This window comes from Streptomyces sp. NPDC104367 (genome assembly GCF_055583825.1).
This window is the reverse complement of sequence record NZ_JBVJND010000011.1, coordinates 204793-217162: the sequence shown is the minus strand read 5'-3', so window position 1 is coordinate 217162 and position 12370 is coordinate 204793. Positions and strand designations below refer to the sequence as shown.

Below are 12370 nucleotides of genomic sequence, written 5' to 3'. Positions count from 1 at the left end.
TCCCCTCAACTGCTCACTGGTTCAAGAGTGTTCGACGATCGTGTCGGTGAGGACGGCAGCGTCGTCGCGCTCGGCCGCGCTCACCTCGACGCGGACCTCGCCGTCGCCGCGCCACATCCGGATCCGCAGGGTCTCCCCCGGGTACACCACCCCGGCGAACCGGGTCGCGTACGACCGCACCCGGGTCACGTCCCCGCCGAGCAGCGTGTCCACGACCGCCTTGAGGGTGATGCCGTAGGTGCACAGCCCGTGCAGGATGGGCCGGTCGAAGCCGGCGAGCTTGGCGAACTCGGGGTCGGCGTGCAGCGGGTTGTAGTCGCCGGAGAGGCGGTACAGCAGGGCCTGGTCCTCGCGGACCGGCCGTTCGACGGTCCGGCCGGGTTCGCCGGCGGGCGGCTCCAGGCGGGTGGCGGGGCCTCGGTCGCCGCCCCAGCCGCCCTCGCCCCGTACGAAGATCTGGGCGTCGTTGGTCCACAGCGGGCCGTCGGCGTCCGCCACCTCGGTGCGCATCACCAGGACGGCCGCCTTGCCCTTGTCGTAGACGGCGGCGATACGGCCGGTGGCGGTGGCGGTGCCCGCGACGGGGATCGGGCGGTGCAGGGTGAGGGACTGGCCGCCGTGCAGCACCCTGGCGAGGTCGACGTCGATGCCGGGCATGGACAGTCCGCTGATCACCCCGGGCGAGCCGGCGCCCGCGACGGTGGCGAAACTGGGCAGCACATGGAGCCGGGACTCCAGGGTGTAGCGCAGCTCGTCGGGGTCGGTGGCGGGCCGGCCCGCGCCGATGCCGAGGTGGTAGAGCTGGACGTCCCTGCGCTCCCAGCCGATCTCCCCGGACCGGGGTTCGGCGGCGAGGGCCTTGGCTGCGTCGATGGGCATACCGCTCCTGAGATGTCTCAAGACCTCGGCACGGCCGTCCGCACCGTCGACCGCACCGAGGTCGTCCACGGGCGGTTCCAGGGGGTGCCCGTCGGATCCCGCCGGCGTCGCGGGCCCTGGCACCGTCCCGGTCCGCCGGCCTGATCCGCCGGACCCTGCCTAGAACGCGTTCCAGTCCAGCGCCCCTTGTATAGCCCAGCGCTCCGCAGTTGTGAAGTCTCCTGACGTAGTGTCAGATGTGTCGCCGCCCGGACCGTCTGCGGCCGTGACATTTGTCCTGCCCGGGACCGTACGTCCGCCCCTGCCCCGCGCGGGCCGCCTTCCGTAGGGTCGTACCGACGGAGCACACGGATCGGGCGGAACACGCGGATCGGGGGAACCTGGACATGTCGTGGCGGCGGAAGGCGGAGTGCCGGGCGGACGCCCGGCAAACGGCACGCACCTCACCCGGGCACCCGGGCCCGCCGGCCACCGGCTTCTCCCTGCTGCCCTGGCTGCTGATGGGACTGGGCTCCTTCGCCAACCTCCTCCAGGGCAGGACCCCCAACCCGTGGATCGGCGGCCTGGGCCTGCTCGCCTTCAACTCCCTGTACGTCTACGTGACCTTCCGCTCCTTCCGCCGCGAGGCCCGCGAGTCCCTCTCCACCCGGGTCGCCCTGCTGCTGATGGGCCTGCTGACCACGGGACTGGCGCTCGGCTACGGCGGCGACTGGCTGATGTTCTTCCCGCTGCTGGGCCTGGCCACGGGCGCGGTGCTGCGCGGCCCCTGGCTGGGCCGGACCGGGATCCTGCTGGCCGCCTTCGCGTGCGCGGTCTCCTGGCACCGGGACGGCCCGGACGCCGTCACGATCGCCTACGGCACCTTCCTGTCGACGATGGTCACCGCGGCGATCCTCTCCCTCTCCGAGGCCGTGCGGGACCTGCGCGCCGCCCGCGAGGAGCTGGCCCGGCGCGCGGTGGAGGAGGAGCGGCTGCGCTTCTCCCGGGACCTGCACGACCTGCTGGGGCACACGCTCTCGGTGATCGTGGTGAAGTCGGAGGCGGCCCGGCGGATCGCGCCCCGCGACATGGACGCGGCGCTGGCGCAGGTCCGCGACATCGAGTCGGTCGGCCGCCAGGCGCTCACCGAGATCCGCGAGGCGGTGACCGGCTACCGGGAGGGCAGCCTGACCACGGAGCTCACCCGGGCCCGCTCGGTCCTCGCGGCGGCGGGCATCGAGCCGGTGGTCCGGCGGTCCGGGACGCCGCTCGCCCCGCAGACGGAGGCACTGCTCGGCTGGGTGGTGCGCGAGGCCGTCACCAACGTGGTCCGGCACAGCGCCGCCGCGCGCTGCGAGATCTCCGTCGGCGGCGGCGCCGACCTGGTCCGGCTGACGGTGGCCGACGACGGCCCGGGTACGGCGGCGGCCGCCGAGCCGCGCCGCGAGGGGGTCGGCGGCACCGGACTGACGGGGCTGACCGAGCGCCTCGCGGCGGCGGGCGGCTCCCTCAGGGCCGGCCCGTCGCCGCGCGGCGGCTTCACGGTCACCGCGGAACTCCCCGCCGAGGTCCCCGGCTCACCGGCCCCGGCGGCGGCCGTTACGGCGCCCAGGGCGAGCTGACGGCCCAGCTCACGTCGTCGGTCCACGACGTGGCGCTGTCCCAGGCGTTGGAGCCGCCGTCGCTCGCTATGTAGAGGTTGTAGTCGTAGTGGCGCAGGTATTTCGTCGGGTAGTTGTACGACGCGAACGAGGTGCCCGTGCCGCTCTTGCCGGTCGTCGGACAGAAGGTGGCGTCCTGCCGGAACGTGGTGGTGCCGTCCATGGGCTGCCGGTAGATCTTGTAGTTGTAGTGGCGCAGGTAGTCGCCGGGGTAGTTCCGGGACTCGAAGGACACGCAGGAGCTGCTCGCCAGACCGGGGCGGACGATCCAGGTGGCGTCGTTCTTGTCGAGGGTGGAGCTGCTGGAGGTGACGGCGGACAGGACGCCGGCGTTGTTCTGGTGGCGGACGTAGTCCGTCGTGCAGCAGGACGTGGTGGCCTGGAGGGAGATCTCCGAGGCGGCGCCGAGGCTGCCGGTGGAGCCGGTCGCGCCGCCGTAGCCGACGGAGACGATGTTGGACTGGACGCTGTCGTCGGCGGCGTCGGTCGGGATGCCGGACGTCATCACGCCCTCGAAGAACGAGCCGATCGAGCCGTTGCTGTTGTCGCCGCCGGTGCCGAGGACGATCGCGCCCTCCTGCTGCATCGGCGAGTAACCGCTGCTGGTGGTGGGTTCACTGCCGGAATACGTGGTCGTCAGGCCGCCCGATTGCGCGTTTCCCCATTTCAGTGCGAAATGGTCCTGACCGTTGTTCTTCAACAGGGCGGTGACGAACGGTATCGCCCCGGTGCCCGTGTTGGACGAGTTCGTGCTGTAGCCGAGGTTGGACTGGAACAGCCCGTTCTCCAGGTCCGCCTGCACCCAGGGGCCCGAGCCGTAGCAGGGCGAGAACCAGCACTCGGTGCCGAAGTTGATGGCGTCCATGTGGCCGTTGCCGGTGTCCTTGTTGTTGGTCTCGGCGTTGCCGTAGTCGAAGCAGCAGCTGCCGTTCACATGGGTGCCGGAGGTGACCATGTACATCCCCTCGGCGGCGCCGCCGGTGGCGACCCCCGAGGTGGCGTTGTCCCGGTAGCCCATGCCGGCCGAGATCTCCAGGCCGTAGACCTGGTGCCCGCCGACGGTCACCGGCAGCGCGTCCGCCGGGGCGCCGACGTCGGCCGCGCCGGCCCCGCCCGCGCCCTCGACGGTGAGGTCGTTGTGCTTGCTGGACTGGTCGTAGATCTTCGTGATGATGCAGGTCGTACCAGCGCAGAAGGAGTCCTGGGCGGCCGCGTTGGCGTACCCGCCGGTGGCCAGCAGGCCGATGTTCGCGGTGGTGCTGTCCGAGGCGCGCTGCACCTGGTAGAGCGAGCCGCTGTAGGACGAGTACAGCGCCCGGACCATGCTGTGCGCGGCGACGCACGGGGTGCCGGCGGCGGCGTAGACGTCACAGGGCAGCGAACTGGCGGCGGCGGCATCGGGGGCGCCGGCCCCGACGACGAGCGCGGCGACGGTCGCGAACGCGGCGAGCGCGGACAGGACGGCTCTCCTGATTCGCCCCGGACCTGGGCGTGCGGCTCTTGGGATCACTGAGAACACGGTGCACCTCTTCCTGTTCCTCGTAGGGCGGTGCGGGTTCTGGTCGGTATACCGAACGACGTTCGACCGAAATACCGAACCTATTCGGCGGTCGAAATGCCGACCGTTCGCCGGCCATTCGGGGAATTGCAGAGGCGATTGTTTGAGCACGGTCAAGCGCCGTCAAGCCCTGCGGAGCGGAACAATGACGAGTCTTTAATTGCCGCCCCCGAAGCTACGCTTGGGCTGTGAACGAGATGCCCAGGTCCCACCGGCCCGCCAAGTCCGTCAGGGTGCTGCTCGCCGAGGACCAGGGGATGATGCGCGGAGCCCTCGCCTTACTGCTCGGGATGGAACCGGACATCGAGGTCGTCGCACAGGTCGGCAGGGGTGACGCGATCGTGGACGCGGCGCTGCTCCACCGGCCCGACGTGGCGCTCCTCGACATCGAACTGCCGGGCATGAGCGGGCTGGACGCGGCGGCGGAGCTGCGCGACCAGGCGCCGGACTGCCGGGTGCTGATCCTCACCACCTTCGGCCGGCCCGGCTATCTGCGCCGGGCCATGGAGGCCGGGGCGGCCGGCTTCCTCGTCAAGGACGGCCCGGTGGAGGAGCTGGCCCAGGCGATCCGGCGGGTGCTCACCGGGGAGACCGTGGTCGACCCGGCGCTGGCCGCGGCCGCGCTCAGCGCCGGACCCAACCCGCTCACCGCCCGCGAGTGCGACGCGCTCAGGGCGTCGGCGGACGGCGCGACCGTCGCCGACATCGCGGCGAAGCTGCACCTGTCGGAGTCGACGGTCCGCAACTACCTCTCCGCCGCGATCGGCAAGACCAGCACCCGCAACCGCACGGAGGCGGTACGGGAGGCCCGGCAGCGGGGCTGGCTCTGACCTCCCGGCAGGTTCGCCGACGGGGCTACTTCGTCACCTCCGCCGCCTGGTAGACCGTGCCCTGCGGGGCCACGCAGACGAACCAGTTCGCCGTCGGGAAGCCGTCGACCGTGCGGATCGCGTTGCCGTCGTCGTGCGCCGAGAAGCCGTCGGCGGGGCGGGCCACGCTGGTCCGGCCGTCCTTCCAGCGGCAGGTGACCTCCTGGGCGGTCTTGGCGACCATGCCGATCACCAGCCGCCCCGAGCTCACGGAGTCGGACGAGAACCGGGTCGCGATGGCCTCCAGGTCCGTGCCCGCGTAGGGCTCCGGTGTGCGGACGGTGTTGAACATGACCTGCTGGACGTGCTCCTGACCCCAGCCCCGGGTCGCGAAGTAGGAGATCTTGCCGATCAGATCGGCGGGCCCGCGGACGTCCGCCGGCTTCATGCCCAGTTCGGCCATGGCGTCGAACTGCCGGTCCGCCTCGGTCTCGTTGCGCGGCGCTCCCCACACCTGGACACTGACGTCCCACTCCTCGCCGTGGTACGTGCCCCGTGAGACCTCGGTCCGCTGCGGCTCGTACACATGCCGCGCCTCGGGTGAGGCAGGCGGTGCCGCCACCTGCGTCCGGTGCTCCCCGGGCAGCCCGGCGAACGCCAGCGTGACACCCGCCGACCCGCCCAGCACCACCACCGCCGTGGCCGCCGCCACCGCCCACCGCCGGGCCCGGCGCCGCCTGCCGCCGCGCATCACCGCCTGCACGGGGGCTATACCGATCTCGACCTCGTCCGTGGCGTCCGCGAGGAGGAGTGCGATGTCCGCTTCCGCCTGTGTCATGTCGTGGTTCTCCCAGTCCGCGCTCATCAGTTACGCCCTCCCTGCGCCACCATGTCGGCCAGCCCCGGTATGGCACGGAGTTTCGCGATCCCCTTGGCCGCGTTGCTCTTCACCGTGCCGACCGAACAGCCCATCGCCTCCGCCGTCTGGGTCTCCGTCAGGTCCTCCCAGTAGCGCAGCACCACCGCCTCCCGCTGCCGCGGCGGCAGTTGGGCGAGCGCCTTGAGCAGCGCGCTGCGGTCGTCGGCCTGGGCGATCCGGTCCCCCGTGTCCGGCACCTCGCGCACCAGGCCCGAGTCGTCCCTGGGCGCCAGGAACTCCTTGAGTTTCCTTCTGTGCCGGCGCGCGTGCGCGTTGATCATCACGCGCCGTACGTACGCCTCCGGGTCGTCGGCCGAGCCGACCTTCCGCCAGGCCACGAAGACCTGTTCGAGCGTCGACTGGACCAGGTCCTCGGCGGCGTGCTGCTCCCCCGTGAGAAGAAATGCCGTACGCATCAGCCGCGGCCAGCGGCCGATCACGAAGCTCTGGAACTCCTCGTTCCGAGCGTCCTTCCGCTCCCCCATGGACACCTCCTAGATGTAAAGAGGAGTCCACGAGCCCCCCGGACCGTTGCCTGCCGCGCCAGAACTCTCCGGCCCACCCCGCAAGGACTCTCCGGCCCACCCCGCGACGGCTCTCCGGCCCACCCCGTCGGCCTGCACCACTCAGCGCCGTCGTACGGCCTGCACCACTCCGCGCCGTCCTACGGCCTACACCGCCCCGCGCAGCAGCGTCACCACGGCCGCCCCGCCCAGGCCGATGTTGTGGGCGAGGCCGACGCGCGCGCCCGGCACCTGCCGGTCCCCCGCCGCACCCCGCAGCTGCCACACCAGTTCCGCGGTCTGCGCGAGCCCGGTCGCGCCCAGCGGATGCCCCTTGGAGATGAGCCCGCCCGAGGGGTTCACCACCCAGCGCCCGCCGTACGTGGTCGCACCGGACTCGACGAGCTTGCCGGACTCCCCGGCGGGACACATGCCGAGCGCCTCGTACGTCAGCAACTCGTTGACGGAGAAGCAGTCGTGCAGCTCCACGACGTCGACGTCCTCGATACCGAGGCCGGAGCGGTCGTACACCTGCCGCGCCGCCGCCCGGCACACCGGCTGCCCGACGACGTCGATGCACGAGCCGGAGGCGAAGGACTCCTCCGTGTCGGTCGTCATCGCCTGGGCGACGATCTCGACGAGCCCGGTGAGCCCGCGCCGCTCGGCGAACCGCTCCGAGACGACCACGGCCGCCGCCGCGCCGTCGGAAGTGGGCGAGCACTGGAGCTTGGTGAGCGGCCGGTGGACCGTGCGCGCGGCGAGGATCTCGTCGACCTCGTACACGTCCTGGAACTGGGCGTACGGGTTGAGCGCGGAGTGCCGGTGGTTCTTCGCGGCCACCGCGGCGAGCTGGGCCTCGGTCGTGCCGTACCGCTCCATGTGCTCGCGGGCCGCGTTGCCGAAGATCTGCGCGGTGGGCGGGGTCATCTCGAAGCCGTGCCGGGCCGCCATGATCCCGTAGTGCCGGGCGACCGGGGACGTGGCGAAGTCCCCTCCGTCGGCACCGCCGCCCAGCGCGCCCTTCTTCATCTTCTCGAAGCCGAGGGCGAGCACGCAGTCGGCCGCCCCGCCCTCGACCAGCTGGCGGGCCAGCATCAGGGCGGTCGCGCCGGTGGCGCAGTTGTTGTTGACGTTGTAGACGGGGACGCCGGTGAGACCCAGTTCGTAGGCGGCGCGCTGACCGGCCGTGGAGGGCTGGAAGCAGTAGCCGACGGGAACCTGTTCCACATCGCCGTACGAGATCCCCGCGTCCGCGAGGGCGGAGCCGCCGGCTTCCCGGACCATGTCCCAGTACTGCCAGTCACGGGTCTCGGGCTTCTCGAACTTCGTCATCCCGACCCCGGCGACATACGCCTTCATGACCCTCGTGGCGGCATCCATGGCGCGTGAGACTAGAACACGTTCCACCAACAAGCCAGCCCCTGACGGCAGATCAGAAACCCATGGGACGGTCAAGAATTCGTTAGCAGCTCGAAGCAACGGAATAGTTGCCTGCGCATACGAGGTTTACCGGGCACTTATCCCGCACGGATGCCGCACTTCCCGTCACTCTCCTGGCCCGGAGGCCTCACTCAATGACGCACACGACGACCGACCAGCCCGCCCGGGGCGCGAGCGGGGCCGTGGTCCCGGTCCTCGCCTTCGCGGGCATCGTGGTCGCGGTGATGCAGACCCTGCTCGTCCCGGTCATCAAGGACCTCCCGCAGCTGCTGGGCACCGAGCCCAGCAACGCCACCTGGGTCCTCACCTCGACGCTCCTGTCGGGTGCCGTGGCCACCCCGATCATGGGCCGCCTCGGCGACCTGTACGGCAAGCGGCGGATGCTGATCCTCAGCCTCGCCGTGATGGTGGTGGGCGCCCTCGTCAGCGCGCTCACCAGCGATCTGGTCACGATGATCGTCGGCCGCACCCTCCAGGGCTTCGCCATGGGCGCGATCCCGCTGGGCATCGGTCTGATGCGCGACATGCTGCCGCGCGAGAAGCTCGGCTCGGCGATGGCCCTGATGAGCTCCTCGATCGGCGTCGGCGGCGGCCTCGCGCTGCCCGCCGCGGCCCTGGTCGCCCAGCACACCGACTGGCACGCCCTGTTCTACGGCGCCGCCGGCCTCGGCGTGCTCTCCATAGTCCTGACCCTCCTGACCGTCCCGGAGTCCCCGATGCGCGCGGAGGGCTCGTTCGACGTGGCCGGCGCGCTCGGCCTGTCCGCCGGTCTGGTGCTGCTCCTGCTCCCCGTCACCAAGGGCAGCGACTGGGGCTGGGCGTCCGGGACCACGCTCGGCCTGTTCGCCGCCTCCGTCACCGTCCTGCTGCTGTGGGGCCTCTTCGAGCTGCGCCACCGGGCCCCGCTGGTCGACCTGCGCACCACGGCCCGCCCCGCGGTGCTGTTCACCAACCTCGCCTCGATCATGGTCGGCGTCAGCTTCTACGTCGTCTCGCTGGTCCTCCCCCAGCTGCTCCAGCTCCCGAAGGCCACGGGCTACGGCCTGGGCCAGTCCATGGTCGGCGCGGGCCTGCTGGTCGCCCCGCTGGGCCTGACGATGATGTTCACGGCCCCCGTGTACGCGCGGCTGTCCGCCAAGTACGGCCCCAAGACCACCCTCATCATCGGCATGCTGATCATCGCGATCGGCTACGGCGCCGGCCTCGGCCTGATGAGCGCGGCCTGGCAGAGCCTGGTCATCGCGGTCGTCCTCGGCGCCGGCATCGGCCTCGCCTACTCCTCCCTGCCCGCGCTCATCGTCGGCGCCGTCCCGGCGTCGGAGACGGGTGCGGCGAACGGCCTCAACACGCTGATGCGGTCCATCGGCACCTCCGTCTCCAGCGCCGTCATCGGCATGGTGCTGGCGAACACGGCCAACGACGTGGGCGGGGTCGCCGTCCCGACCATGCACGGCTTCCGGGTCTCCTTCCTCATCGCGACGGCCGCGGTGGCGGTGGGCCTGCTGTTCGCGGTCTTCCTGCCCGGGCGCAGCAGGGCGGCGGCGGAGGCCGTCCGGCACACGCGGCTGCGGGCCAGCAGCGAGGAGGACGCGAACCTGGAGCGGGCCGAGGAGGTCCTGCGGGGCTTCCGCGGACGCGTCCTGTCCGCCGACGGCGCGCCGGTCGCCCGCGCGAAGGTCACCCTGATCGACCGGCGGGGCCGGCAGGCGGGGGCCACGCTGTCCGGCGAGGACGGCTCCTACGCGCTCGCCGTGCCGGCCGAGGGGGCGTACGTGCTCGCCGCGAAGGCGGCCGGCCACGAACCGCTGGCGTCCTCGGCGACGCACGCGGGGAACGCGCGGGCCGTGGACCTGGACCTCGCGCTGCCCGGGAAGACGGTCAGCGCCTGACGGGGCGCGCCCCGAGCGGGTCCGGAGCGTGACATCCGCACCCCCTGTCGGTTCGCCGGCGGGGGGTGCGGCAGCATGGGGCGCCGAGACCGTCGTACGACCGAAGGGACCCCGATGGCAGCGCCCGAGCCCAGGACTCTCGCCGCGTTCGAGGAGGCCAAGGGCTTCATGCCCCCGCACGAGGGGCTGGCGCTGCACGCGGCCGCCGTCGAGGCCGGGACGCTGGGGCTCCCGCTCCTGGAGGTCGGGACGTACTGCGGGCGCTCCACGCTCCTGCTCGCCGACGCCGCGCGCGCGGCCGGGGTGGTCGCGGTCACCGTCGACCACCACCGGGGCAGCGAGGAGCAGCAGCCGGGGTGGGACTACCACGACCCGGAGACGGTGGACCCGGAGATCGGGCTGATGGACACGCTGCCGACGTTCCGGCGGACCCTGCACCGGGCGGGCCTGGAGGAGCACGTCGTCGCGGTCGTCGGCCGCTCGCCCCGGGTCGCCGCGTTCTGGAACTCCCCCCTCGGCCTGGTGTTCGTCGACGGCGGGCACACCGACGAGCACGCCACCGCCGACTACGAGGGCTGGGCCCCCCATGTGGCGCAAGGCGGGTTCCTCGTCATCCACGACGTCTTCCCCGAGCCCGAGGACGAGTTCACCGGGCAGGCCCCCTACCGCGTCTACCTCCGCGCGCTGGAGTCCGGCGCGTTCACGGAGGTCTCCGCCCACGACTCGCTGCGCGTGCTGCGGCGAACGGGGGCGGGGATCTGAGGGCGCGGTTAGAGTCGCTGACGTGTCGTACACAGGACCGGAATTCCCCGCCCCGCAGCAGCGCCGCTCCCGGCGGACACCGCTGACCGTCGCCCTCGCCGCGCTGGTGCCCGGCGCACTGCTCGGCTGGGTGGTGTACGAGCAGGTGGGCGGCCCCGGCGGCGACGGCACCGGGCAGGCGGACGCGGCCACACCCGGGTCGGCGCCGGCGTCGGCGGGGACGCCGGCCGGTGGCGACGCCAAGGCGGCGAGCCCGACGCCCGCCGGCTCGCTCGCGGGCAAGGTCGTCGTCATCGACCCGGGGCACAACCCGGGCAACTTCCAGCACACGTCCGAGATCAACCAGAAGGTGGACATCGGGACGAACTGGAAGGAGTGCGACACGACGGGGACCTCGACCAACGCCGGTTACAGCGAGGCCCGGTTCACCCTGGACGTCGCGCACCGGCTGCGCGCGCTGCTGGAGAAGCAGGGCGCCACGGTGAAGCTGACCCATGACGGGGACCGGCCCGCGTGGGGGCCGTGCGTGACGAAGCGCGCCGAGATCGGGAACGCGGCGCACGCCGACGCCGCCGTCTCCATCCACGCCGACGGGGCGCCCGAGGGCGACCGCGGCTTCCATGTGATCCTGCCCGCGTCCGTGCACTCCGGCGCCGCCGACACCCGCCCGATCGTCGCCCCCTCGCGCACCCTCGGCGAACACGTGGAGACCGGCTTCGCGAAGTCCACCGGCAGTGCCCCCTCCAACTACGTGGGCAACGGCACCGGTCTCGACGTACGCAAGGATCTCGGCGGTCTCAATCTGTCAACGGTTCCCAAGGTGTTCATCGAATGCGGCAACATGCGCGACAGCAAGGACGCGGCACTGTTGACCAGCGGTGCCTGGCGGCAGAAGGCGGCGGAGGGAATCTCTGAGGGAATCGTGAGTTTCCTGCGCGGGTAGGCATCGGCGGACAGGTCCGGGCGGACACCCCGGGCACACGGGCGATATTGTCCTTCTAAGATTCCTACGATTTCCGCAATCGGTTCCTGGGATGAGGGGCACACCCCCGCGACGCCTCCTCCGCCGACGAGACGACCTACGAAGGACCTGAAGTGAATATCCGCTCCCTCACTAGAGGCGACGGCGTGGTGATCGGAGCAGCGGTGTTGCTGTTCATCGCGTCGTTCCTCGATGCCTACTCGTACTCCGGCTCCGGCTACTCCATCAGCCGGAACGCATGGGACGACCTCGGAACGGGCCTGGGCACGTACATGGGGGCCGTCATCGGCGGCGCGCTGATCGTTCTCCATCGCGCCCTGCCCCAGCAGCGCAAGGTGCTCGGCCTGGACCTCGGCATGGTCGGCACGGGCTTCGCGATCCTCTCCGCCTGGACCCTGTTCTGGTCGCTGGTGGACCTCTCCGACGGCGTGGACGCCGGCGCCGGCCTGTTCCTCGGCCTGCTCGCGGCCCTGGCCATCGCCGGGGCCGCCGTCGCCACCCCGCTGGTCCCCGCTCTCCAGACGGCCCTGGTCCCGGCCCCCGCGCCGCCCGCCCCGCAGCCCTACGGCGCCCAGCCCCCCGGCGGCTACGGCTACCCGGGCGCCGGCGCCCCGCAGCCCGGCCAGCCCTACGGCGGCCAGCCGCAGCCCGGCCAGCCGTTCGGCCAGCAGAACCCGCAGCAGCCCCCGGCCGCCGTGCAGCAGCCGCCGGCGCCCGACTTCTCGCCGTTCTGGTTCGCCGTCCCGGTGGCCCGGCCGCTGTTCTCGGAGGACGGCGCGTCCGCGCCGATCGCCGAACTGGCGCCCGGCACCTGGTACCTGGCGGTGGAGCAGCGCGGCAGTGCCCTGGTGGCGCAGACGCAGGACGGCCGTCGTGGCGTGCTGCAGGACACCTCCGGGATCCAGCGCGGCTGAACCGGCCCGTACGCACGGCCCCTTGCCCTTCCGGGTGAGGGGCCGTTGTCGTACAGTCGGTCGCCGTTCGGCGGT

11 protein-coding genes are annotated in these 12370 nt (G+C 72.0%); 6 read left to right on the top strand and 5 right to left on the bottom strand.

Annotation, left to right across the window (positions count from 1 at the left end):
* Window positions 1-21 precede the first annotated feature (21 nt).
* Complete coding sequence (locus tag ACZ619_RS19025; RefSeq protein ID WP_469600027.1) at window positions 22-879, bottom strand: MaoC/PaaZ C-terminal domain-containing protein; 858 nt, start codon at window positions 877-879, stop codon at window positions 22-24.
* 386 nt (window positions 880-1265) lie between these two features.
* On the opposite strand from ACZ619_RS19025, the gene ACZ619_RS19020 reads away from it, so the two are divergent.
* Window positions 1266-2480 carry a sensor histidine kinase gene (locus tag ACZ619_RS19020; RefSeq protein ID WP_469600025.1) on the top strand — a complete coding sequence of 405 codons (1215 nt, stop codon included), beginning with the start codon at window positions 1266-1268 and terminating at the stop codon, window positions 2478-2480.
* Here the strand turns inward: ACZ619_RS19020 and ACZ619_RS19015 are convergent.
* Window positions 2458-4029: an alpha-L-arabinofuranosidase B gene (locus ACZ619_RS19015; RefSeq protein ID WP_469600023.1), complete on the bottom strand. Its 1572-nt coding sequence runs from the start codon at window positions 4027-4029 to the stop codon at window positions 2458-2460. The two genes, ACZ619_RS19020 and ACZ619_RS19015, sit on opposite strands and share 23 nt — an antisense overlap.
* A 245-nt stretch (window positions 4030-4274) precedes the next feature.
* On the opposite strand from ACZ619_RS19015, the gene ACZ619_RS19010 reads away from it, so the two are divergent.
* The gene (locus tag ACZ619_RS19010; protein ID WP_469600100.1) at window positions 4275-4907 is read left to right on the top strand and encodes a response regulator; all 633 of its coding nucleotides are present in this window, start codon (window positions 4275-4277) and stop codon (window positions 4905-4907) included.
* 25 nt (window positions 4908-4932) lie between these two features.
* Here the strand turns inward: ACZ619_RS19010 and ACZ619_RS19005 are convergent, their stop codons facing one another.
* The 3 genes from ACZ619_RS19005 to ACZ619_RS18995 all read right to left on the bottom strand — a co-directional run bounded on the left by ACZ619_RS19005 (window position 4933) and on the right by ACZ619_RS18995 (window position 7667).
* Window positions 4933-5751 carry a hypothetical protein gene (locus ACZ619_RS19005; protein ID WP_469600021.1) on the bottom strand — a complete coding sequence of 273 codons (819 nt, stop codon included), beginning with the start codon at window positions 5749-5751 and terminating at the stop codon, window positions 4933-4935.
* A complete protein-coding gene (locus ACZ619_RS19000; RefSeq protein WP_469600019.1) occupies window positions 5751-6290 on the bottom strand; it encodes a SigE family RNA polymerase sigma factor in 540 nt (179 codons plus the stop codon). Before ACZ619_RS19000 ends, ACZ619_RS19005 begins: the two co-directional genes overlap by 1 nt.
* Before the next feature lie 186 nt (window positions 6291-6476).
* Window positions 6477-7667 carry a lipid-transfer protein gene (locus ACZ619_RS18995; protein ID WP_469600098.1) on the bottom strand — a complete coding sequence of 397 codons (1191 nt, stop codon included), beginning with the start codon at window positions 7665-7667 and terminating at the stop codon, window positions 6477-6479.
* A gap of 215 nt (window positions 7668-7882) precedes the next feature.
* Here ACZ619_RS18995 and ACZ619_RS18990 point away from each other — a divergent pair, with 215 nt between their 5' ends.
* From ACZ619_RS18990 to ACZ619_RS18975, 4 genes are all read left to right on the top strand, one after another.
* Window positions 7883-9637 (top strand): MFS transporter, encoded by a 1755-nt coding sequence (locus ACZ619_RS18990; RefSeq protein WP_469600017.1) that lies wholly within the window; start codon window positions 7883-7885, stop codon window positions 9635-9637.
* Window positions 9638-9751: 114 nt separating this feature from the next.
* Window positions 9752-10399 (top strand): class I SAM-dependent methyltransferase, encoded by a 648-nt coding sequence (locus ACZ619_RS18985; RefSeq protein WP_469600016.1) that lies wholly within the window; start codon window positions 9752-9754, stop codon window positions 10397-10399.
* Window positions 10400-10421: 22 nt separating this feature from the next.
* Window positions 10422-11342 (top strand): N-acetylmuramoyl-L-alanine amidase, encoded by a 921-nt coding sequence (locus ACZ619_RS18980; RefSeq protein WP_469600015.1) that lies wholly within the window; start codon window positions 10422-10424, stop codon window positions 11340-11342.
* Window positions 11343-11494: 152 nt separating this feature from the next.
* On the top strand, window positions 11495-12295 hold the full coding sequence (locus tag ACZ619_RS18975; RefSeq protein ID WP_469600014.1) for a hypothetical protein: 801 nt from the start codon (window positions 11495-11497) through the stop codon (window positions 12293-12295).
* The last annotated feature ends 75 nt before the right edge of the window (window positions 12296-12370 follow it).

Excerpts from the sequence above, each read along its gene's own strand:
- ACZ619_RS19025 (WP_469600027.1), bottom strand. The coding sequence starts at position 879 with ATGCCCATCGACGCAGCCAAGGCCCTCGCCGCCGAACCCCGGTCCGGG.
- ACZ619_RS19020 (WP_469600025.1), top strand. The coding sequence starts at position 1,266 with ATGTCGTGGCGGCGGAAGGCGGAGTGCCGGGCGGACGCCCGGCAAACG.
- ACZ619_RS19010 (WP_469600100.1), top strand. The coding sequence starts at position 4,275 with ATGCCCAGGTCCCACCGGCCCGCCAAGTCCGTCAGGGTGCTGCTCGCC.
- ACZ619_RS19005 (WP_469600021.1), bottom strand. The coding sequence starts at position 5,751 with ATGAGCGCGGACTGGGAGAACCACGACATGACACAGGCGGAAGCGGAC.
- ACZ619_RS19000 (WP_469600019.1), bottom strand. The coding sequence starts at position 6,290 with ATGGGGGAGCGGAAGGACGCTCGGAACGAGGAGTTCCAGAGCTTCGTG.
- ACZ619_RS18995 (WP_469600098.1), bottom strand. The coding sequence starts at position 7,667 with ATGAAGGCGTATGTCGCCGGGGTCGGGATGACGAAGTTCGAGAAGCCC.
- ACZ619_RS18990 (WP_469600017.1), top strand. The coding sequence starts at position 7,883 with ATGACGCACACGACGACCGACCAGCCCGCCCGGGGCGCGAGCGGGGCC.
- ACZ619_RS18985 (WP_469600016.1), top strand. The coding sequence starts at position 9,752 with ATGGCAGCGCCCGAGCCCAGGACTCTCGCCGCGTTCGAGGAGGCCAAG.